Here is a 20,111-nt window from a genome sequence, read left to right as displayed (position 1 = left end):
GCCTTCGCCCTGGGTTGTTACAACCCGGCCCTGGTGTAGACTCTTAGCTCGAAAGGAGTTGTTATGAAACTGCAAACAGATATTCGTACTTGGTCATCCCAACCAACCCCAGGAAGCTTCGCCAGCACCCGCGACTGGGAAAAATTTGGCTGCGCCGTACCTGCACCAAAATTGGCTCCTTCTATGTGGGTTAAATTGTTCAATCCGCCAACCGCATTCAGCTTTGACGAAGCGTGGCTGTTGTGTGAATGTTCGGAAGAACAGTGGCTAGCTTGGATTCCTGATTATGGCGAAATATTACTGAGTACACATGAATTTTGCGCTACTAAATCCTGAATTACGCAGACAAACTTTCATAAACCGGGTGTTAAAATCCATATCCCTCGGGTTCCACCGGATATTTTGGACAAAAGCTGGTTTCTGCGTAATTATGTCGTTTGCAGTGAGGAATGCAAGTCCTCAAAGTTTGATAAGGACTTGCATTCCTCTCTGCAAACCTCTTATATGATGTCGTTCCAGCGGACATCATATAAGTCCTAATACATATTAATTGAAATTTCGCTAACAAAAAGAGCAATAGAAAACCTATTGCTCTTTTTGTTTAAAAACACTCTCTAGTTTTTGTCTTCACACACTGGAAGTTATATCAAGTAGGGTCGATTGACCACAATATCGTCGCGGTGAGGGGTTTACTGTACCGATGCTTGCATTGGAGATATTGGTGAACCCGCCGTTACAGCAATTACGGTCAATTTAGCCGTCATGATATTGCTGGTTTATTTGCAAACTGCACGGTTATTTACGTTTCTAACAATCGTGCCTACTCTGCCATTAATCCGAACCGGATTCTTAGTGCTGGCTCGAATCAAGAGAGGCTGTTTGGCGAGACATTCTCTGATTGATGCTGCCCAGGCGGTGAGAGCTCCGGTGTATTCTGTACGACCCGCTGGGGCGCGAAACTGATCGGTAATTAGGAAATCCGAGGTGATGCTAGTGTCAGTACCAACATTGGTAATAATCGGAAAGTCAAAGGCTCTGGGCAAGGTTCTGTCCTGTATTCTGCCTGGTAGCAACTGGTATTTCATTGAGCCACCCTTGTAGTCAAAATCTACTTGAGGGCTTGTGGGAGGGCTTGTTTGAGCCAACCCAGGAACAGGCAGGCTGGCTACCAAAACGGTGCAAAAACTCCAAAATAATTTCGATTTCATCTGATTCATCTCCTCAACTTTATGACGATTAGCACTAATTAGGTAGGCTCTAAAAACAGTAGCTTTTATGAAAAAAGCGCCTCATGACATTGAGCTTTTGAGTTTGAGTTTAATCTACCTAATTTATTACCAAACATTCTCAAAAATGTTATAACTGGTTGGCCTGACAAACTGTAGAATAGTTTCAGTTGAGTTAGACATTTACACATCTGAAGTTGTTACAGCATTTGGTAGTCGGTTTTACCAGAATGATTCATTTTTGAGCGATGTCATTGGAACTTTATCAAATTTTGTCTCAGATATCAAGTTTTGCCGATCGCCTATCACGTTTTAACAGTGGTTTGCGGCTCGATCGAGCTTTGACTGTTGCAAGGTATACCAAAGCGAGAAAGATGCTAGAGTGCACCAATGGGCGTTTGAGTATTTTCAGGCGACAATAGACAGAGAAGGGGCTTGAAAATAGGTGATTTTAGTGGAAGATAGTAAATTTATCGACGTATCGGACATTATGGGGGTTCCCGCAGCTCCGGCGGGTTACAAATCCGGCTTTGTGGGTATTGTCGGACGCCCGAATGTCGGAAAATCAACGCTGATGAATCAGTTGGTGGGGCAGAAAATTGCGATTACTTCGCCGGTGTCTCAGACGACGCGTAACAGGCTGCGGGGCATCCTAACGACACCGGAAGCACAAATTATTTTTGTAGATACTCCCGGAATTCACAAGCCGCATCACCAATTGGGCAAGGTTTTGGTGCAGAATGCCCGCACAGCGATTCAGTCGGTGGATGTGGTGCTGTTTGTGGTGGATGGTTCGGTGGAATCGGGAGGGGGCGATCGATATATTGTCGAAATTCTCAGCAATTGCAAAGTTCCGGTGATTTTGGGGATGAATAAGTTGGACGAACAACCGGAGGATTCCGTGTTGATCGATCGCACTTACGAGCAAATTGTCAATCCTGAGTGGCCTGTAGTGAAATTTTCGGCTCTCACGGGCGAGGGTGTCGAGCCGCTGCAACAATTGTTAATCGAACATTTGGAGGTTGGGCCTTATTATTATCCGCCCGATTTGGTGACTGACCAGCCGGAACGCTTTATTATGGGCGAATTGATTCGGGAACAGATTTTGCTGCTGACGCGGGAAGAAGTGCCGCATTCCGTAGCAATTGCGATCGACATTGTTCAAGAAGAAGCAAAAATTACTCGGATTCTGGCGACAATTCACGTCGAACGGGATTCCCAAAAAGGCATTTTAATCGGTAAAAGCGGCAGTATGCTCAAGTCGATCGGCAGTGCGGCCCGGGAACAGATTCAAAAGTTAATTGAAGGCAAAGTGTATTTGGAATTATTTGTCAAGGTGCAGCCGAAGTGGCGGCAGTCGCGCACTCGTTTGGCGGAATTGGGCTATCGGGTAGAAGAATAAAACTTTATCTGTTGGCAGTTTCCCTCTCTTAATCCTGATGTGTTCAGCAGCAGATTAAAAACAAGATTGACAACTTTGCCAGATCCGCAGCCATAGGCTAAGATTTTGCAAAGGTCGAGAACACAAGGACGATAATTCCAACTATGAACTACCGAAACCACATCACGATCGAAGCAAATAAACGCGGTGGTAAGCCTTGTGTGCGCGGCTTGCGAATTACGGTTTATGAAGTGCTTGAGTACCTGGCTTCCGAGATGACCGAAGCAGAAATTCTTGATGATTTTCCCGATTTGACGCGAGAAGATTTAAAAGCCTGCATAGCTTATGCTGCTGACCGCGAGCGTCGGTTTATGACCGCGACCTTATCGGCATGAAATTACTTTTTGATGAAAACTTGTCGCCCAAGTTGCCGAATCATTTGAGCGATATTTTCCCAAATTCGCTTCACGTTCGAGATCTGGGAATGAAAGCAACGATCGACCCAATAGTTTGGGATTATGCATTCATACAATAATTTGATGATTGTCTCGAAAGACGCGGATATGCACGACCTGAGCTTAGTATTTGGAAATCCCCCGAAAGTTATTTGGCTTTGCCTTGGAAACTGTTCGACATTGCAAATTGAAAATTTGCTACGTGGGCATTTTAACGCAATTAAATTATTTTATGAAGACGAGAATTTATCGCTGCTTGCTTTATCATAATGCACCGATGGCTTTGGGCCTATTTCCACGTTTTTTACAGATGGAGAAAACAGAAGGGCGATCGGCGCGAGAATGCACCCGACTAGGAAGAACGGTTGAATACAGAAATTCATACAACAATATGGGGCGCTCGGTTACAGTGATTCGTGTGTCAAGAAGTTGTGATGAATGTCTCGATTTTTCCGATCGCCGAAAGTGTGCGATCGACTCTCATCTAAAATACAATAAAGATAACTTTTTTCAGTGCGACGGCTTAAGTGATTGAGTAGAATCGTGTGGCGAATTCGATCGAGAAAAGGAGATTTCGATGGGGAGTAAGAAGGGGTTGACATACATCATCAAGTTGCGGTATTATTCGATTATATTCAGTATTTTACCGCAACGGCGAATTATAAGTTGGACTGCTTTATTTCTGAATCTAGACCCTGTTTCAAAGCTATGGGTGGGAAATTTATGTTAACGATCAACCAATGCTGAATTAGGTTGTAAGGTTAAGTGACGAATTGTATGGATACTTCAGTAGTTGTTGCTTTAATAGCTGGTGCTGTTAGTGCTGTCGGATGGATAGTCAATCATATACTTACCGATCGACGCGATCGTATACGACAAAGAACAGAAGCTTCGTTAAAACACGTAGAAAGACAGCTTGAGGAATTATATGGTCCAATGGCTTTTCTTCTTTATGAAGCTCGTCGAACGTATCAGGATCTCCTTGATACGCTACAAAGGGATTATGTTTTTATAAAAGGTAAACCACTTCCTGAACAAGAACTTAAAACTTGGCTGTTCTGGGCTGAAAAATCTTTTCTACCTAGAAATGAGCAGATTAAAGAATTGCTAACATCTAAAACACATTTAATTGAAGGAACTCGTTTTCCTGATAGCTATGTTGCTTTTCTAGATCATCAAAACTCATGGTCAATCCAACACAAGCGATGGAAGGAGGAAGGTGTCGAATATTCGTGGCATTCAAAAATTAATTGGCCTGTTGATTTTGAGCGGGAAGTGATAGAAACTTTTGAGTTTTTGAGAGCTAAACATACAGCACTGCTTGGTAAGCTTACCCAAAATAAGTAAGCACAGTCCAACCTTGCGTTGGATCCGACTGCATCAAGTGTGTTTGTGGGTAATCGGGACGATCGGCAGCAGCTCAACTTTATCGTTATCTCGTAAACACTGCCTGACTTTGGAGATGGTTCGGAAGCTCGATCGAGAATTAAGGATTCCGGTGGATAAATGTCGCCCTACATTACCCACACTAATTGCTGCTTTATTCTACGATTTATCAACAGATAAAGAAATCAAAATCCCTTCAATCGGTGAAAAACGGGAACGGGAATTGCGGTCTCCTACAGCTAGGACTTGATATGATATCTACGAGCAAGCCAACTGGTTGAGCCAACAATCCCCGTACCTTGATAGTCGGGGAGTGTCAACAACAACTATCAAGGCAACTCAACGGAACTCGGTTTAGCAATGTGAGGCAAGCCCCAGCCTAATTTTTCCCGCAAAATGTGGAAAAACTCAAAAGATTGCACCCGAATAAACCGGGCTTGGTACGGAGCTCGCTCGACTTGCACCCAATCCTCCGGCAGAACATAACATCCGCCGTTCCCGTCTACCACCATTACCAGGCGGTTTGGACTCGCCGGCAAAATCTTGACCGGCTCGGTGTTGGAAAACACCAAAGCCCGCGAAGCCATTGAATGCGGGCAAATAGGCAGCAACTGCAGCACTGGCACTCCGGGAATGATGACAGGGCCGCCGGCAGAAAGGGCGTAAGCTGTCGATCCTGTGGGAGTCGCGATGATGACTCCATCGGCGGCAATGTCAATAGAGGCGTGCTGACCTATCGCCACTTCAAAATGACACATACAAGTCAGCGGTTCCCGGTGCAGCACCATTTCATTGAGACAAAGGGCTTCCCAGAGGCAGTCGTTTTCTCGAAACAGTCGCACGGCCAGCATTGACCTTTCTTCGATGTCGTATTCTCCGGCGATTACCTTTTCCAAAGCTTGCGGCAGCAAGTTAAGGTAAGTTTCTGTTAAAAAGCCCATGTGACCGGTATTGACAGTCAGCAGCGGCACTCCAATCGGAGCAACTTGGCGAAATGCCGACAGTACCGTACCGTCGCCGCCCAAAACCACTGCAAACTCCATGTCGCTGTCAAAACCGGGGGGGACGAGTTGTTCGATCGGATTGTGGCACATCGGGCGATCGGGGCTAGAATAGCCCAGAATTCCTCCGGAACCAGAAACCGAGCAAACCTCCCAGCCGCGGGCAGTCAGCTTGTCTTCCAACTCTGCGGCGATGCGACAAGCCACAGGTTTAACGTCGTTGTATATAATCCCTGCTTTCGGCACTTTAAAATGTAAAGGGCATTTTTTGTTTACTCCGTTTTTTAGTTTTAAGCTGCTCGTACTCTATTTCCTTGAGCTTCTTCATAATCAGATTAAAGTATTCTTCGAGATAAGACTCCAAAGTAGTAGTTTCTTTAGGGTCGATTCCGAAGACACTGTAAACATCATCCATCGGAGCTTTCAAGGGTTTTCCGGCTGCCAAAACTTCTGAAAAAGCCAATCTGTCAGCTACGTTCCAACTCCACTGAAAGAACTTAGCAAATTGACGAGTAGCCTTCAACAAGGCGTCTGGGGTGCGCGTAATTTTGGCTTGCTTCCCTGACAGCCGTTCGCACAACCGCACGATTTCTTCACCATCCCAAGCACGACTTCCCACCACCGGAAAGCTTTTTTTCTCCGTTTCGGGAACGGAAAGGGCCCGGACGGCAAATTTAGCAACGTCCTGAGTGTTCATGTAGGCAAGGGCGGATGGCTTGTTGGGCAGCCAGACTGCCTGATTGTCCAAAATCGGCATTGCATACAGGCTCAGCAGTCCTTGCAAAAAGCCGCAAGGTCTCAAGATTGTGTAGTCTAGACCGGATTCTGCTAAGAACAATTCGGTACAGCGCTTGATTTCCAACAAGGGGACTTGGGGATATTTCTCCGCGTCGAGAAAGGAAAAGAATATGTAACGCTTGATGCCTGCTGCTGCTGCTGCTTGGATCAGCGATACTTTTCCGTCCCAGTCTACTCTTTTGATGCTGACAGAATCGGCTGCACTGGCTGTTGCTGCATCGATAATAGCACTGACGCCTTCTAGGGCCGGAGGCAGACTGTCTGGCTGGCAAAGGTTCCCCGGTACGAGTTCAGCGCCCCATTCTTTCAAAAATGCAGCTTTTCTGTAACTTCTGACTAAACAGCGCACCTGGTAGCCCTCGTCTAGGGCGCGGCGGGCTATTTGGCGGCCGAGAGTGCCGGTGGCACCTAAAATCAATAAAGTCATCTAGGGATTAATTATGAATCTTAAACTTTCAATAAGATGGTATCAGGTTTTTGTTAAGTTTTTATAACAAACTTAACAAAAACCTGAAATTTTCTCATTTTAGGCTTGAGATATTCGGCACAAGGCTGACTTTCGGCAGCAAGTAGACTCTAGAAGGCTGAAGGTAGAAGGCTTCTGAAGGATTGGTTGAAAAAAACTTATTCTTCGCGGCCTTGCAATTTGAGCAGGAGGAAGCCTCCACCTATACCCACGAAAATTAGGGAAAAGGACAAAAAGGCTGCAGTGAAAATTTCAGGATTCATGGTTTGATATGTCTAATTGGGCGATCGCATTAAATAAAGATAATATAATTTGGGGCAAGCAGGTACATGAATGCTAAAATTTCAGTGCCGAAATTGCTGTATTTTGTTGGAGAAAACTGCCTTGAGTCTCGATCGGGAATCACAACTAGCTGTAACTCTGGGAGATCCGGCGGGAATTGGCCCGGAAGTGATTCTCAAGGCGTTGGCAGAGCCCGCTACTGGCTTGAGAGTAACGGTTATAGGCTCTAGGAGAGTTTTGCAGGAAACTTACGATAAGTTGCGATCGAGCAATCCAGCAGCAGAAGCGGCAAATCCCGAAACATTAAACATTATTGATATTGAACCAGACAGCAAGTGGGGCGAAATTGTCCCCGGTGTCGGGAGTGCAGCTAGCGGGGCGGCTAGCTTTGCTTACATGGAAAGTGCGATCGCCCGTACCATTGCCGGCGAATTCTCCGCCATCGTGACAGGCCCGATTTCCAAAACTTGCTGGCAGGCGGCCGGTTACAATTATCCCGGACAAACAGAACTCCTCGCAGAAAGAGCAAAATCGCAGCGATTCGGAATGCTGTTTGCCGCCACATCTCCCCACAGTGGCTGGACGCTCGTAACTTTACTGGCTACCACACATATTTCCCTCCGTCAAGTCCCCGATGCGTTGAGTCCCGAATTACTGAGTGAAAAACTAGAATTACTGATAGACTGTTTGCGGGAAGATTTTGGGCTGGAAAGACCGAAAATTGCGATTTCTGGCTTAAATCCTCACAGCGGCGAAAACGGCAAACTGGGAAATGAAGAGCAAGACTGGATGATACCTTGGTTGGAAACGCAGCGCGATCGCTTTCCTCAAGTGCAGTTAGACGGGCCAGTCCCCCCAGATACCCTGTGGGTAAAACCGGCTAAAGTTTGGTACGGTTTAGCCAAGGAAGCTCACGACGGTTACTTGGCAATGTACCACGACCAGGGGTTGATTCCAGTAAAATTGATGGCTTTCGATAAAGCAGTCAACACTACAATTGGCTTGCCTTTTGTCCGCACCTCTCCGGATCACGGCACAGCTTTTGATATTGTAGGTCAGGGGATTGCAGATGCCTCCAGCATGAAGGCAGCATTGCAGTTGGCGGCCCAGTTGGCTAGTCGCAGAACAGCAGTTAAAATAAGGCGATAGCTTTAGTACGCCTGACGCTTGGAAAAATTGTGTCATTCCTATTGATTTTCGCTGGGGTGAGGCGGCAAGCAAGCTGGTAATTTCCTTCGGTCGATTAAAATCACGTTTGGGTAGGGCAGTATGGCAGCATCTAATGATAATTCAGGCAAAATACCTCAGTCAGAAAAAGAGGTTTCTGATGCAACTCTGGGAAGTTCTAAAGCGGGAGAGCAACTTCAGGAATTGCTAACCATACTGACTGAATTCCAGTTATTAAAGAAATCAAAAAAAGAACCAAGCGAGCTGAAGTTACCGCTTTCTGAAAAGTCTGTGCAGCGGTTGGAGGATGAGGAAAATCGGCGCAAACAATTGTCTTTTCGGATCGAATCACCAAGTATTGTACCGGAAGTATTAACTAACGAGGAAGAGATCCCATATCAAAGACGAGAAAACCATAATGAGCAATCCGATTTATCTATAGCCGGGAACGTAGCAAAAAAAAATCGGCCGTCGGAGGAAGAATTAGAACAAGCAGTAGAGGAGTTTAAACGGTTGCAACAATTGCTGTTTGAAAGGGATTTACCGGAATTTTACAGTAATGTTTTGAGCGTGGAACAAAGGTTAGAAAATTTTGAGAAGTTGATGTCTGAACCCCAAGAGTTGATGACTTTACTGAAACCGTTAATTCCTGAGTTAGTGAGAGATGAATTAGAGCGGTTGAAGTCGGAATTAAAAAAGGCGATCGAACTCGCTAGCGGCGATCAAATTAATCGGCTCGAATTGCAGACAAAAATAGCGGATTTGGAAAATAAAATTGCTAACTTTAACCCGCAGCAACTGCCGAATTCAGAACAGTTAATGCAACGGGTGATGTTGGTGGTGGGCGAGCTGCTCAAGCGTAAGGTAGAGGAGTCTAAGTTAGAGGTAGCTTCGGCGATCGCACCGACAGTCAATAAAGTAATTCGCAATCAAAACGGACTTGAAGAACACGTAGTAAGAATTGAAGAGAGAGTTGCGAATATTCAGCAGCGTTACCAGCAGCAACCGGAAGATTTAATCAAGCAGCTAGTACCAGTAGTTAGCGAATTGCTGAACCGCAAAATTAGTGAATTAAAATCAGAGATTGTAGAAGCTGTTACCCCCTCAGTACAGGTAAGAATAGCTTGGGTAGAAATAGAAGAAAAAGTATTGAGCATCATCGAACGCCGACTGGCTACACAACAGTCGCCTATTCAGAAGCCAGAAGAGATAATGGCGATTCTAATGCCCGCAATAACTGATTTGCTAAATCATAAAATCGATGAATCTAAATTACAAGTAGCAGCGACCATTGAACCTTTGATAGAATCAGCAATTCTTCAAAGAGAAGTTCAAGGAAAATTGAGCGACGTAGAAAGTAGACTAAATAATCTCCAGCGACAGCAAAAATCTCAGCCAGAAGATATAATGGCAAGGTTAATGCCGTTAATGATTGAGTCGCTGAACCGAAAAATCGAGGAGACAAAGTTAGAGGTGAGAGAGGCGATCGCACCGGGTGTCAACACAGCTCTTCAAAACAGCGGTATTGCAGCACAAATATTAAATAATGAAAGTAAGATTGTCGAAGTTCAGCAGCAAGTTTTAGCCGAGATAGAAGGGTTGATGGCAAGAATAATGCCAGTGATTGTAGAAATGCTGTCTCGAAACATCGGGGAAGCAAAGCTAGAGATAGAATCTGCGATCGCCCCGGCTGTCGATGCCATCATTCAGAATAAAAGGATCGATCAAAGACTCGGGAAGATCGAACAACAGATTGTGGCGATCGAACACCGAATTTATGAATCGACAGACTTGTTTACCGATTTACTGAAACCTTTGATTGACGAGCTGATGGTTAGCCATCACGCCCAACTGCAAAAGTCGGTCATCGAATCTATTTTACCATTGTTAGATGAAGTTGTAAGTTATAATTACAGACTCAACGATAAAGTAGGGGAACTCGATCGCAAAATTACTGAGGCTGAATGGGGAGGCAATCGGGAAGAATTAATCGCTAGAATTAAAATCATGTTTCCCGAAATGATGCTCCAAACAATTAAGGAGTCGAGAACCTCATTTGCCGAAACCATAGCTCCGATAATTGATGAAGTAATTAATACCAAAACCCGAGAAAACAGGCAATCGATGGGAGTAGCCATATCGGCGGCTCTTCCTGTAGGAATCAGCCACAGAATCAGTGAATCGCCCGATGAAATTGCAATGGCGATAGCGCCGGAAATGGCCGCCGCTATCAAACAGCAAATTCATCTCAAGCGAGAAGCAATGTCGGATGCACTTTATCCGATCATCGGTAGCACGATTTTAAAATACATCGCCGAGATGATGCGGGAAATTAATGAAAAACTCGAAGCATCTTTAAGTCCAGAGAGAATTAGTCGCAAAATTAAATCCAAATTACAGGGCATTTCTGAAGCAGAATTGCTGATGAAAGAAACAACACCGCTGAGTGTTAAAGCTGTTTTTTTAATTCAAACAGAATCGGGATTAGTAATTTCAGCAGTGCAGAAGTCTGAACGCGAACAGCTAGAATCAGACATGGTAGCGGGGATGCTGACTGCTATTCGGGCTTTTGTCAACGATTGCATATCTCAGTCTGGAAATATTGCAGAGATTGATGCTATAGAATACGGCCCATTTACGATCGTATTGGAAGTAGCGGGTTCGTGTTATCTGGCAGTAGTGATGCAAGGAGAAACCCGCCAGTGGTTTAAGTACAAAATGCGAGCGATATTCAACAATATTGTTCAAGAATACGGAGATCAAATTCGGTCATTTAACGGCGATCCAGCAACTGTACCACCAGAAGTAAACTCGAAATTGCAAAAATTAATCGATACAGAGGTAAAAGTTAAATCTTCTAAACTTCCCATTTTACCAATTATCGGTTTGGCAGCGTTAGGTTTAATTGGGGTACCTTGGGGAATTCATCAATACCGCAGCGCAGTTGAAGCGAGCTTAGAAGCAGATACGAATTTAGCATTACAATCTGCTCCCGAGTTATCGGTTTATCGTATCGCGGCAGATGTTAAAGATAAATTATTGCAGATTTCGGGACGAGTGCCGAATCAAAATCTGCGATTGAAAGCGGAAAAAATCGCTCAGCAAGTGGCTCCACAATCAAGAATTGAAAATAAAATTATAGCCGTTGAAGTACCTCCAGATCCGGTTTTAGTCGAAGCCGATGTCAAGCGGACGGCAGCTCTTTTGAATAAAGTAGAAAGCATTAATATCTCAGCTCGCTATGCAGAGGGAAAAGTCGCCGTTGCAGGCAGCGTAAGCAAAGTGCCAGATGCTCAGAAAATAACTCAAGCTTTTGAGAAAATTCCGGGGGTGAAGTCGGTAACAAATACAGTGATAATAGGAACTCCACCGCCGCCAAAGATAATAATGCCAGTTCGCGTGTATTTCGGTGCAGGTTCGGCAAGTTTGGAGGCGAAAGATGTAGCACAAAAGCTTAGTAAAGTCAAGGAATATATGGAGAAAAATAGCACGAAGAATTTAAGGATAGTTGGCTACAGCGATTTTAAAAGCACTCCGGTAGAAAATCAAAAGTTGGCACTGGAAAGGGCGACAAATGTGAAAGGTATTTTGGTTAGACAAGGGATAAATGGCAACAGAATACAAGTTGCTTCTACTAAGGGTCGTCCCGAAGGTGTGGAGGCCAGTCAACCCCTGTGGCTGAGCAGATTGGTAGTATTTGAGGTGATAAATTAAAATTCGGAATAGGGAATAGGGAATAGGGCATCGGGCATTGTTAATTGGGAATTTTCCCTAATGACTAATGACTAATGACTTCTTTCTCTTAATTTATAGTAACTGGCAAGAAGGTTAGGACATTTTTGATCGGTGAAAATATTGCTCTGACCGCATTTCCCTTCTTCCTTCTTCCTTCTTCCTTCTTTCTTCTTCCTTCTTCCTTCTTCCTTCTTCCTTCTTCCTCCTTCCTCTTAAATTAATCGAACTCGCCCGGAGGTAAAGGCTTGTATTCGATCGCCCGCCAAGCATACTAACAAGCGGCCGCTTCCGTCCATGCCCGCTGCTTCTCCGCAGATGGTTTCCGACGCAAGTTCGATCGCCACCGGGCAGCCAATCAACGGATCGCGGCGGCGCAATTCGGGTAAAAGTAGCGCTAAACCGGACTTGGAGGCTGGCTTGTCTGTGATGGAAAACATATCGGCTAGTTCGAGTAAATAGTGCCGCAGTCGATCGACCAAACACAGTTCATCTGGTACTGTACTAGCAATAGAATGCAAGCTTACCGCATTGCCGAGATCCCTTTCATCCAATCCCGCAGCCGCGAAATCTACGCAGCGGTTGAGTCCAATTCCCACAACGGCACGAGTTTTACCAAAAACATTGCCGGAAGTAGCTTCGCAGAGAATTCCCGCTAATTTGTGGCGATCGATCCAGACATCGTTTGGCCATTTCAGGCGCAGCATATCGCGACAGTCGGGAACCAAATCTTCGATCGCGTAAATCACGGCTAAACCGGCTGCTAAACTGAGCCCGGGCAACAGAGTGGGGTTGAGGTTGTCGAGTACAAAACTAACAGTCAAGACACCAGTTGGGGCGTGCCAGGTGCGCCCGTGTTGGCCGCGCCCGCTGGTTTGTCGCCTAGTAAATACTGCATCTCCGTGGTGGAGTTGGGCCGCGCGGGCGATCGCCCAACTGTTGGTACTCGGACAGGTATCCAAGGAGTGTAGCCACTGATGGAGGTTTGGACGATCGGCTTCTGGCAATGCGGGCACGGGAGTTAAGGGCAATTCAGACAAGGTTTGATTTGTAGTATTGGATATCTAAAAGCTGATTATCGCAGGGCGATTAATCTTTTGTGCGAGTTTGGGCTATCGGCATTTTCGTCAGTGTTAATTCTTGCGGTTGCGATCGAAGTCTTCTATAGATATGTCTCAGCGGAAATTGACAGTGCAGGCGTGGGGTATTTCGCCTCCCGATCATCAAGAATTGCCAGCGACTCCACCACAGTCAAATCTTCATCCACTAAAACCGGTATGCGGTGGAACGGGTTAATTGCCAGAAAATCTGGCTTAAATTGGTCGCCGTCGAGATTAAGTGCGATCGGCTCAAACGCCATCTGCTTTTCCCGAAGTGCCACCTCGCGCGACCGCGAGAATTTAGAGAAATCCGACTGTAGTACAACTTCAGCATCGGATTCAACTAAGGCGACACTACCAGTTCAGCAGCCAAATGTTTGATTTATAAGGGGTTTAGCAAAAAGCAGCGCCTCAGTTTTGCCGCTTCGCAGCAACTTTAAAAAAAAGTTGTATTACCCCCTTGACAGTCTTGTAATACGTAATGTAGTATAAATGTATGGCGAAGGGGAAAGAGCTTCAAAGCTTTACCCCACGAGCAATATGAACCTTGACAACTGAATAGGAAGTTAATCATGTCACATAATTGTGGACATTGGCGGTGTAGACTCCGGCAACAAAAGCCCGATCGGGTTGTAGTACGCGGAATCAACCGCCACCCCGTCCCAACTTGAGTGATTCAAGGACAGAATATTGTTCATTTTCGCGGGGTATAGCTCAACCGGTCAGAGCAGTCGCCTGTCGAGCGAAAGGTTGCGAGTTCAAGTCTCGTTACTCCCGTCAAAGTCCCGTAGGCAAAAGTCAAGCCGTCTCCCCCTCAAGGAGAAGATTGCGAGTGCAAACCTCGTCGGGACTCCCAGGTTAGGTGGCCGAGTGGTTGAAGGCGTCGGTCTGCAAAACCGAATTGCGCGGGTTCAAATCCCGCCCTAACCTCTGTTTCTAATCAGAAATTAAAAAATAGAAATTAAAAGATTAAACTAACAGTCTTTTAATTGAATTTTTTAACTTTGAAAAGGAACGAAGCGAAAGTGACATTGCAGCGTAGCTTAATGGTAAAGCGCCAAGTTCATACCTTGGTCAATGCGGGTTCAATTCCGGCCGCTGCGACCACAAGCAGGGATGGTGTAACTGGCAACACTCTGGTCTCCAAAACCAGCATTCTGAGTTCAAATCTCAGTTCCTGTGCCAATTTATAGTGCTGTAGGCAAATGGTTTAAGCCGCTTGGTTTTCACCCAAGTGATTGCGGGTTCAACTCCCGTCAGCACTTCCAAACTGGGTCGGCCCTCCTACTGGCGTGGGTAGCTGTCTGTAAAACAGTAGCTTAAAGCGTTGCTGGTTCAATTCCAGCCCGACCCATTTGTAACTGCATTTAATCCGCAGTTGCAATTTTGAGAACGTGGTGTAGCCGGATAACATCTCAGTTAATAAAACTGAAGATTGAGGGTTCAAATCCCTCCGTTTTCGGTGTGGAGAGGTGGCCGAGTGGCTTAAGGCGCTTTCCTGCTAAGAAAGAGCGGTTTAACAGCCGTCGAGGGTTCAAATCCCTCCTTCTCCGTTTTCCCCCGATAGCTCAGTTGGTAGAGCGCTTGTCTGAAGAACAAGAGGTCGTCAGTTCGATACTGACTTGGGGGATTGCGTTGCCTTATAGCTCAATGGTAGAGCAAGCGGTTGTTAACCGCTAGGTTGTAGGTTCGAGTCCTACTGGGGCAGCCATTTTTTAAATTGCCGGGTAGACAAATTGGTAAAGTCGCCTATCTCTGAAATAGGAGTTTCTGTAGGTTCAAAGCCTACCCCGGCACCCAATTATTGGGAAGTCGTCTAATCGGTATGGCACCGCTCTTTGAAAGCGGAAAAATGCAGGTTCGATCCCTGCCTTCCCAGTTCTGCTATTACCAAAGCAGATCAATTACACTCCTGTAGCCCAATTGGCAGAGGCCGCAATTTCAAAAATTGTGTTGTGTGAGTTCAAATCTCACCAGGAGTACCAAATTTTTAACTAAGTTTCTACTTGCTCCTGTGGCGGAATTGGCAGACGCGGCAGACTTAAAATCTGTTTTATTTTGAGTGTGAGTTCGAGTCTCACTAGGAGCATGAACGGGATGTAATTCAGCGGCCAGAAGCCATGCTTTGGGAGCATGGAGTCGTTGGTTCAAATCCAACCATCCCGACTTTACCCCTGTGATGTAATTGGAAAACATCACTCGCTCAAAACGAGTGTTTTTTGCAGGTTCGAGGCCTGTCAGGGGTATGAGGTTTTATTCAATCTAAAATCTAAAATTTAAAATCTAAAATCAGTTTTGCCCCTGTAGCCCAATCGGTAGAGGCGCTAGATTTAGGATCTAGTTAGTGCTGGTTCGATGCCAGTCAGGGGTATTTGGTGACATCGCGGGTGAAGTAGCCTGGGTAGGCTTGGAGGTCTCATAAGCCTCTTAATAGCAGGTTCAACTCCTGCCCCCGCCACCAAAAATGCAGGTGTGATGTAATTGGCAACATGAGGCTTTTGTAAAGCTTTCTGGCCATTTCAAATCTCGCCATCTGCTTGGCGTGCTGGTGTAGCTCAATTAGGCAGAGCAACTGATTTGTAATCAGTCGGTTGTAGGTTCAATTCCTATCACCAGCCCCACAATTGCGGATATGGTGTAACGGTAGCATTCGAGTCTTCCAAACTCTAGGCACGAGTTCGAGCCTCGTTATCCGCTTGGCGAAACAATAATTTTGTTAAATCTCACATCTTGCACCATTCTCCAGAACAGGCAAGATGCCTGTTCCACAAAGAGTAGATTTTCTTGTGGAACAGGCATCTTGCCTGTTCATAAAAAGCTTATTGACACTGGTGCAACATCTCAGTTAAATCTCAAATCTCACATCTCAAATCTCACATCTTGCACCATTCTCCAGAACAGGCAAGATGCCTGTTCCACAAAGAATAGATTTTCTTGTGGAACAGGCATCTTGCCTATTCATAAAAGGCTTATTGACAATGGTGCAACATCTCAGTTAAGCCCAAAATCTCAAATTTTAAATCGGTTTGCGGATGTCATGTAGCGGCTAGCATCTGAGTATGCCATTCTCAGCGCATGGGTTCGAGTCCCATCATCCGCTTTTGTAGTCCTGTAGCTCAACGGTAGAGCGTTTGCCTTACAAGCAAGATGTTGCAGGTTCAACTCCTGTCAGGACTACCATTTATGGGAGTGTAGCTCAATGGATAGAGCGCCGCGCTTCGGACGCGGATGTTGTGGGTTCAAGTCCTGCCACTCTCGTTGTTTTTGCTTTAATTTAAGGAGGTTGATTCCATTGAATGGATAATTTTTTATATTAAGAGCGATCGCCCTTTGCGTGTCCCAATCTTTGGAGCCTACATACTTTAGTACGAGAGGAAAGGTAACGCTGTCAAAATCAGCGGGCGTTTGCGAACGAGGAGTGCCATGAACCCGGCAGGTTGGCTTAAAGGTAGCCATCCTTTAAAGAGTGTGTAGTAACTCATCGGGGGAGTCCCTCTAGTAATTGAGAAAACGCAATGCTCTGATAACTTGCACGTCAAAGTGCGTTAAGCGCAGCTATCCCGTAGGGAATCGCGCATTAACAAAAAACATGGGAGTGTAACTCAACTGGATAGAGTGTCGAGCTTCTACCTCGAATGTTGTGGGTTCAAGTCCTACCGCTCCTGCTGTCTGGGGTTCGTAGCTTAATTGGTAAAGCATCTAACTGGCTGTTAGAAAGATATCGGTTCAAATCCGATCGCAATCCACCACACCAATTTTAGATTTTAGATTTTAGATTTACTCCACAGGTGAATCTTTTACGCGGGGTCATAGCTCAATTGGTAGAGCGCTTGCTTTGCACGCAAGAGGCCAGGAGTTCGATTCTCCTTGACTCCACTTGCGGTGTCTGAAGCCAAAGCGGTAGCGGCGCTGGTTTGTGGAACCAGTAATAGCGGGTTCAATTCCCGTCAGACACCCCTGGGAAGATGCCGCTAAATGGTTGGCAACCAGTCTTGAAAACTGGGGTACAGGTAACTGTAAGGGTTCGATTCCTTCATCTTCCTTTTAATTAACCACCGGAAGTCGAAAAGCGAGACACCGTGCTGATAACGCGGCGATAGGAGGGGCAGTACCTCCTCGGTGGATGGATTGGTTTATAATAAGTCTAGATTTGCTAGTTATTCAACATAGAAGCCATGAGCATTCAAGTTCTCAAATTAGAATTGATTCAGTGGATTTTGTTATTAAAGGATATTCAACTTTTAAAGGAAATCCAAAAACTGAAAGAAAAGTCACCCGAAAAGACTGCTGTTCTAAAACCTCGTCAATTTGGCTGTGGTCAAGGAATTTTTACTTACGTTGCGGATGATTTTGATGAAACACCTCCTGGTTTTGAAGAATATATGTTGCCATGAAATATCTAATTGACACTCACATTCTAATTTGGTTTGTTGAAGGTAACGCTCGGCTTGATGAGTATGTGCGCTCGCTGATTGCTAATCCTGTCAATGAAATCTATATCAGCCAAGCGAGTCTGTGGGAGCTTACTATCAAAATCAGCATCGGTAAGTTGTCTTTGTCTATTTCTGTGTCGGAGTTAGAAATTTTTCTGCTCGACCACGACTTTCAAATTCTAGAAACTAAGTTCCTCCATTACGATAAATTGCAAAATCTTCCTTTTTACCATCAAGATCCTTTCGATCGCCTAATTATTTCTCAAGCCCAAGCAGAAGATTACACTATCATTACACATGACGATAGGTTCAAACAGTACGATGTAAAATTGTTGTAATATCAAATTATCAAAATGAACGTGAAACATGAGAAAAGTCAAATATTACCTTGCTTGCACCGTTGACGGTTTTATTGCTCGCGAAAATGGCTCATTTAATTTTTTCCCTATGGAAGGAGAGCATTTCGCTGATTTGTTCGATTCCTTTCCTGAGACTATTCCGGCTAACCTTCAGGAAGCACTAGGCATTCCTGCAGAAAACAAGCAGTTTGATGCGGTTTTGATGGGACGGAAAACCTATGAGGTAGGGCTAAATGTTGGTGTAACTAATCCTTATCCCAGCTTGAAGCAGTATGTTTTTTCGCGCACTATGGAAGCCAGTCCCGATGAGAATATTCAACTTGTTTCGGACAATCCTGTCGCATTGGTTCAGGAATTGAAAAAAGAAAGTGGTAAAGACATCTGGCTCTGCGGTGGTGGCGCTTTAGCGGCAACTCTTTTTTCTGAGATTGACGAGATGATTGTGAAGTTGAATCCGGTAGTTATCGGAGCCGGAATTCCTCTTTTTTCCGGTGCAATCGAGCCAACCAATTTGGAACTTGCCGATCGCAAAATCTATAGCAACGGTTTCATGTTGCTTCATTATCGAGTGAAGCATTAGCAATCGGGACTTTATGCGTTGCCATTGCTGGGGGCAAAAAAGGACTGAAGTGTTTACTACACAATGATTTTTTAGGAATTACACAAACGCTGAATTTTTAAGGGTGGTTAGCAAAGCGGTTATGCACCCGGCTTTTAACCGGTACCAGATAGGTTCAACTCCTATACCACCCACTTTCAATCTATCTGCGTTCATCTGCAATTATCTGCGGTTAAAAATCAAAAACTTGGAGGTGCGGCTGTGTGGACAGCAACTGGTTTGGAATACCAGCGTAGAGCGAAAGCTGTAGAGGTTCGACTCCTCCACTTTCCTTTTTAATCATTAGTCATCAGTCCTTAGTCATCAATAACAGGCTAAGGACTCAAAACTCATGATTAGAAACCAAAAACAACTCTTAGAGGAGAATCAAATGTAATGTCACGCACCAAATTTGAACGGAACAAACCCCACGTCAATGTCGGTACGATCGGTCACGTTGACCACGGCAAAACAACCTTAACAGCGGCGATTACAATGACGCTGGCTGCACAGGGTCGGGCCAAGGCTAAAAAGTACGATGAAATCGATGCTGCACCGGAAGAAAAACAGCGGGGAATCACGATTAATACGGCTCACGTTGAGTATGAAACAGGCGATCGCCATTATGCTCACGTTGATTGTCCGGGTCACGCTGATTACGTGAAAAACATGATCGTGGGTGCCGCTCAAATGGATGGTGCAATCCTCGTCGTGTCGGCGGCAGATGGTTCGATGCCTCAAACTCGCGAACATATCTTGTTAGCGCGGCAAGTGGGAGTGCCGAAGTTGGTTGTCTTTTTGAATAAGAAAGATATGGTGGACGATGCGGAAATTTTGGAGTTGGTCGAGTTAGAAATTCGCGAACTTCTCAGTTCTTACGGTTTTCCAGGCGATGATATTCCAATTGTCGCAGGTTCCGCACTGAAAGCGCTGGAAAAGATGACTGCTAATCCGAAAATACACCGCGGCGAGGATGAGTGGGTTGATGGCATTTACAATTTGATGGATGCGGTAGATGACTGGATTTCTACGCCCGATCGCGATATTGACAAACCTTTTCTGATGGCTGTTGAAGATGTGTTCTCGATCAAAGGTCGGGGAACTGTCGCAACTGGCAAAATCGAGCGCGGTAAAATCAAAGTCGGCGATACTGTGGAATTGGTGGGAATCCAAAACACTCGCACGATAACTGTTATCGGTGTTGAAATGTTCCAGCAACTTCTGGATGAAGGAATGGCTGGAGATAATGTCGGTTTGTTGCTTCGTGGCATCCAAAAAGACGAAATTGAGCGGGGGATGGTGCTTGCTAAACCCGGTTCTATTCAACCTCACACTGAATTCGATTCTGAGGTTTACGTGCTGTCGGATAAAGAAGGCGGCCGCCGAACTCCTTTCTTTGCGGGATATCGCCCTCAATTCTACGTGCGGACAACGGATGTTACAGGTACGATCGCATCTTTTACGGCTGATGACGGAAGCGCGATCAACATGGTAGTTCCGGGCGATCGCGTTAATATGACTGTGAAGTTGTTGCAGCCGATCGCGATCGAACAAAATATGCGTTTTGCCATCCGCGAAGGTAATCGCACTGTCGGCGCCGGTGTCGTCTCCCACATTCTCAAGTAGACGCTTTCGGAACCAATTAGAATCAGTAGGGTGGGCAAAAGTCCACCTTACTAATTTTTTTATGTACAATTACTCATATTCTTGTTAGGCTAAATCGCAAT

General features: G+C 45.3%; 16 protein-coding genes, 26 tRNA genes, 2 pseudogenes and 1 other annotated feature. Of the genes and pseudogenes, 38 read left to right on the top strand and 6 right to left on the bottom strand.

What is annotated here, in order from left to right; genetic code table 11:
- Positions 1-63: 63 nt before the first annotated feature.
- A complete protein-coding gene (locus D0A34_21145) occupies positions 64-336 on the top strand; it encodes a hypothetical protein (protein UNU21004.1) in 273 nt (90 codons plus the stop codon).
- Positions 337-776: 440 nt separating this feature from the next.
- On the opposite strand, the gene D0A34_21140 is transcribed toward D0A34_21145, so the two are convergent.
- Entirely contained in the window at positions 777-1,208 is a 432-nt protein-coding gene (locus D0A34_21140; GenBank protein ID UNU22400.1) for a hypothetical protein, read from the bottom strand.
- A gap of 472 nt (positions 1,209-1,680) precedes the next feature.
- On the opposite strand from D0A34_21140, the gene D0A34_21135 reads away from it, so the two are divergent.
- The 5 genes and pseudogenes from D0A34_21135 to D0A34_21115 all read left to right on the top strand — a co-directional run bounded on the left by D0A34_21135 (position 1,681) and on the right by D0A34_21115 (position 4,677).
- The gene (locus D0A34_21135; GenBank protein ID UNU22399.1) at positions 1,681-2,628 is read left to right on the top strand and encodes a GTPase Era; all 948 of its coding nucleotides are present in this window, start codon (positions 1,681-1,683) and stop codon (positions 2,626-2,628) included.
- A gap of 143 nt (positions 2,629-2,771) precedes the next feature.
- Positions 2,772-3,002, top strand: coding sequence for a DUF433 domain-containing protein (locus D0A34_21130; GenBank protein UNU21003.1), 231 nt, complete (start codon positions 2,772-2,774; stop codon positions 3,000-3,002).
- A pseudogene (locus D0A34_21125) lies at positions 2,999-3,332 on the top strand (hypothetical protein). Before D0A34_21130 ends, D0A34_21125 begins: the two are co-directional and overlap by 4 nt.
- 507 nt (positions 3,333-3,839) lie before the next feature.
- Positions 3,840-4,409, top strand: a complete 570-nt coding sequence (locus tag D0A34_21120) for a hypothetical protein (protein UNU21002.1) — start codon at positions 3,840-3,842, stop codon at positions 4,407-4,409.
- Positions 4,410-4,554: 145 nt separating this feature from the next.
- Positions 4,555-4,677, top strand: a pseudogene (locus D0A34_21115) (AAA family ATPase).
- Between the two features lie 100 nt (positions 4,678-4,777).
- Here the strand turns inward: D0A34_21115 and D0A34_21110 are convergent.
- From D0A34_21110 to D0A34_21100, 3 genes are all read right to left on the bottom strand, one after another.
- Positions 4,778-5,695, bottom strand: a complete 918-nt coding sequence (locus D0A34_21110; protein UNU21001.1) for an NAD(+) kinase — start codon at positions 5,693-5,695, stop codon at positions 4,778-4,780.
- A gap of 1 nt (position 5,696) precedes the next feature.
- Complete coding sequence (locus D0A34_21105; protein ID UNU21000.1) at positions 5,697-6,674, bottom strand: NAD-dependent epimerase/dehydratase family protein; 978 nt, start codon at positions 6,672-6,674, stop codon at positions 5,697-5,699.
- A 197-nt stretch (positions 6,675-6,871) separates the two neighbouring features.
- Positions 6,872-6,976: a cytochrome B6 gene (locus D0A34_21100; GenBank protein UNU20999.1), complete on the bottom strand. Its 105-nt coding sequence runs from the start codon at positions 6,974-6,976 to the stop codon at positions 6,872-6,874.
- A 121-nt stretch (positions 6,977-7,097) separates the two neighbouring features.
- On the opposite strand from D0A34_21100, the gene pdxA reads away from it, so the two are divergent.
- Together pdxA and D0A34_21090 are read left to right on the top strand one after the other, a co-directional pair.
- Positions 7,098-8,144 carry a 4-hydroxythreonine-4-phosphate dehydrogenase PdxA gene (gene pdxA / locus D0A34_21095; protein UNU22398.1) on the top strand — a complete coding sequence of 349 codons (1,047 nt, stop codon included), beginning with the start codon at positions 7,098-7,100 and terminating at the stop codon, positions 8,142-8,144.
- Positions 8,145-8,264: 120 nt separating this feature from the next.
- Positions 8,265-11,876 carry a BON domain-containing protein gene (locus D0A34_21090; GenBank protein UNU20998.1) on the top strand — a complete coding sequence of 1,204 codons (3,612 nt, stop codon included), beginning with the start codon at positions 8,265-8,267 and terminating at the stop codon, positions 11,874-11,876.
- A 233-nt stretch (positions 11,877-12,109) separates the two neighbouring features.
- Here the strand turns inward: D0A34_21090 and D0A34_21085 are convergent, their stop codons facing one another.
- Complete coding sequence (locus D0A34_21085; protein UNU22397.1) at positions 12,110-12,910, bottom strand: biotin--[acetyl-CoA-carboxylase] ligase; 801 nt, start codon at positions 12,908-12,910, stop codon at positions 12,110-12,112.
- 146 nt (positions 12,911-13,056) lie between these two features.
- On the bottom strand, positions 13,057-13,254 hold the full coding sequence (locus tag D0A34_21080; protein UNU22396.1) for a hypothetical protein: 198 nt from the start codon (positions 13,252-13,254) through the stop codon (positions 13,057-13,059).
- A gap of 443 nt (positions 13,255-13,697) precedes the next feature.
- Here D0A34_21080 and D0A34_21075 point away from each other — a divergent pair.
- The 30 genes from D0A34_21075 to tuf all read left to right on the top strand — a co-directional run bounded on the left by D0A34_21075 (position 13,698) and on the right by tuf (position 20,010).
- Positions 13,698-13,774 (top strand) — tRNA-Asp (locus tag D0A34_21075).
- A gap of 76 nt (positions 13,775-13,850) precedes the next feature.
- Positions 13,851-13,924 (top strand) — tRNA-Cys (locus D0A34_21070).
- Between the two features lie 102 nt (positions 13,925-14,026).
- Positions 14,027-14,101: transfer RNA gene (locus tag D0A34_21065), tRNA-Met, on the top strand.
- Positions 14,102-14,104: 3 nt separating this feature from the next.
- A tRNA-Trp gene (locus tag D0A34_21060) sits at positions 14,105-14,179 on the top strand.
- 6 nt (positions 14,180-14,185) lie between these two features.
- A tRNA-Glu gene (locus D0A34_21055) sits at positions 14,186-14,262 on the top strand.
- 120 nt (positions 14,263-14,382) lie between these two features.
- Positions 14,383-14,456: transfer RNA gene (locus tag D0A34_21050), tRNA-Tyr, on the top strand.
- Positions 14,457-14,460: 4 nt separating this feature from the next.
- Positions 14,461-14,547 (top strand) — tRNA-Ser (locus D0A34_21045).
- Positions 14,548-14,551: 4 nt separating this feature from the next.
- Positions 14,552-14,624, top strand: a tRNA-Phe gene (locus tag D0A34_21040).
- A 6-nt stretch (positions 14,625-14,630) separates the two neighbouring features.
- Positions 14,631-14,705: transfer RNA gene (locus D0A34_21035), tRNA-Asn, on the top strand.
- A 10-nt stretch (positions 14,706-14,715) separates the two neighbouring features.
- Positions 14,716-14,794: transfer RNA gene (locus D0A34_21030), tRNA-Gln, on the top strand.
- Positions 14,795-14,799: 5 nt separating this feature from the next.
- Positions 14,800-14,873: transfer RNA gene (locus D0A34_21025), tRNA-Gln, on the top strand.
- 29 nt (positions 14,874-14,902) lie between these two features.
- Positions 14,903-14,979 (top strand) — tRNA-Leu (locus tag D0A34_21020).
- 23 nt (positions 14,980-15,002) lie between these two features.
- Positions 15,003-15,083: transfer RNA gene (locus D0A34_21015), tRNA-Leu, on the top strand.
- Between the two features lie 4 nt (positions 15,084-15,087).
- Positions 15,088-15,160, top strand: a tRNA-Pro gene (locus D0A34_21010).
- A 4-nt stretch (positions 15,161-15,164) separates the two neighbouring features.
- Positions 15,165-15,240, top strand: a tRNA-Leu gene (locus tag D0A34_21005).
- 51 nt (positions 15,241-15,291) lie between these two features.
- A tRNA-Leu gene (locus D0A34_21000) sits at positions 15,292-15,365 on the top strand.
- 173 nt (positions 15,366-15,538) lie between these two features.
- Positions 15,539-15,615 (top strand) — tRNA-Thr (locus D0A34_20995).
- 5 nt (positions 15,616-15,620) lie between these two features.
- Positions 15,621-15,691: transfer RNA gene (locus D0A34_20990), tRNA-Gly, on the top strand.
- Between the two features lie 331 nt (positions 15,692-16,022).
- Positions 16,023-16,094 (top strand) — tRNA-Gly (locus D0A34_20985).
- Between the two features lie 5 nt (positions 16,095-16,099).
- Positions 16,100-16,174 (top strand) — tRNA-Val (locus D0A34_20980).
- A 5-nt stretch (positions 16,175-16,179) separates the two neighbouring features.
- A tRNA-Arg gene (locus D0A34_20975) sits at positions 16,180-16,252 on the top strand.
- A 168-nt stretch (positions 16,253-16,420) separates the two neighbouring features.
- Positions 16,421-16,486, top strand: a sequence feature (possible 23S ribosomal RNA but 16S or 23S rRNA prediction is too short).
- Positions 16,487-16,585: 99 nt separating this feature from the next.
- Positions 16,586-16,659: transfer RNA gene (locus D0A34_20970), tRNA-Arg, on the top strand.
- 7 nt (positions 16,660-16,666) lie between these two features.
- Positions 16,667-16,743: transfer RNA gene (locus D0A34_20965), tRNA-Ala, on the top strand.
- Positions 16,744-16,797: 54 nt separating this feature from the next.
- A tRNA-Ala gene (locus tag D0A34_20960) sits at positions 16,798-16,870 on the top strand.
- 6 nt (positions 16,871-16,876) lie between these two features.
- Positions 16,877-16,953: transfer RNA gene (locus tag D0A34_20955), tRNA-His, on the top strand.
- Between the two features lie 216 nt (positions 16,954-17,169).
- Positions 17,170-17,388: a hypothetical protein gene (locus D0A34_20950; protein UNU20997.1), complete on the top strand. Its 219-nt coding sequence runs from the start codon at positions 17,170-17,172 to the stop codon at positions 17,386-17,388.
- Entirely contained in the window at positions 17,385-17,765 is a 381-nt protein-coding gene (locus D0A34_20945; protein UNU20996.1) for a type II toxin-antitoxin system VapC family toxin, read from the top strand. Before D0A34_20950 ends, D0A34_20945 begins: the two co-directional genes overlap by 4 nt.
- Before the next feature lie 28 nt (positions 17,766-17,793).
- Positions 17,794-18,366, top strand: a complete 573-nt coding sequence (locus tag D0A34_20940; GenBank protein UNU20995.1) for a dihydrofolate reductase — start codon at positions 17,794-17,796, stop codon at positions 18,364-18,366.
- Between the two features lie 101 nt (positions 18,367-18,467).
- Positions 18,468-18,539 (top strand) — tRNA-Lys (locus D0A34_20935).
- 241 nt (positions 18,540-18,780) lie between these two features.
- Positions 18,781-20,010: an elongation factor Tu gene (gene tuf, locus D0A34_20930; protein ID UNU20994.1), complete on the top strand. Its 1,230-nt coding sequence runs from the start codon at positions 18,781-18,783 to the stop codon at positions 20,008-20,010.
- Positions 20,011-20,111 lie beyond the last annotated feature (101 nt).

Source organism: Microcoleus vaginatus PCC 9802 (genome assembly GCA_022701275.1).
Lineage (GTDB): Bacteria > Cyanobacteriota > Cyanobacteriia > Cyanobacteriales > Microcoleaceae > Microcoleus > Microcoleus vaginatus_A.
This window is presented reverse-complemented; position numbering and strand designations above follow the sequence as displayed.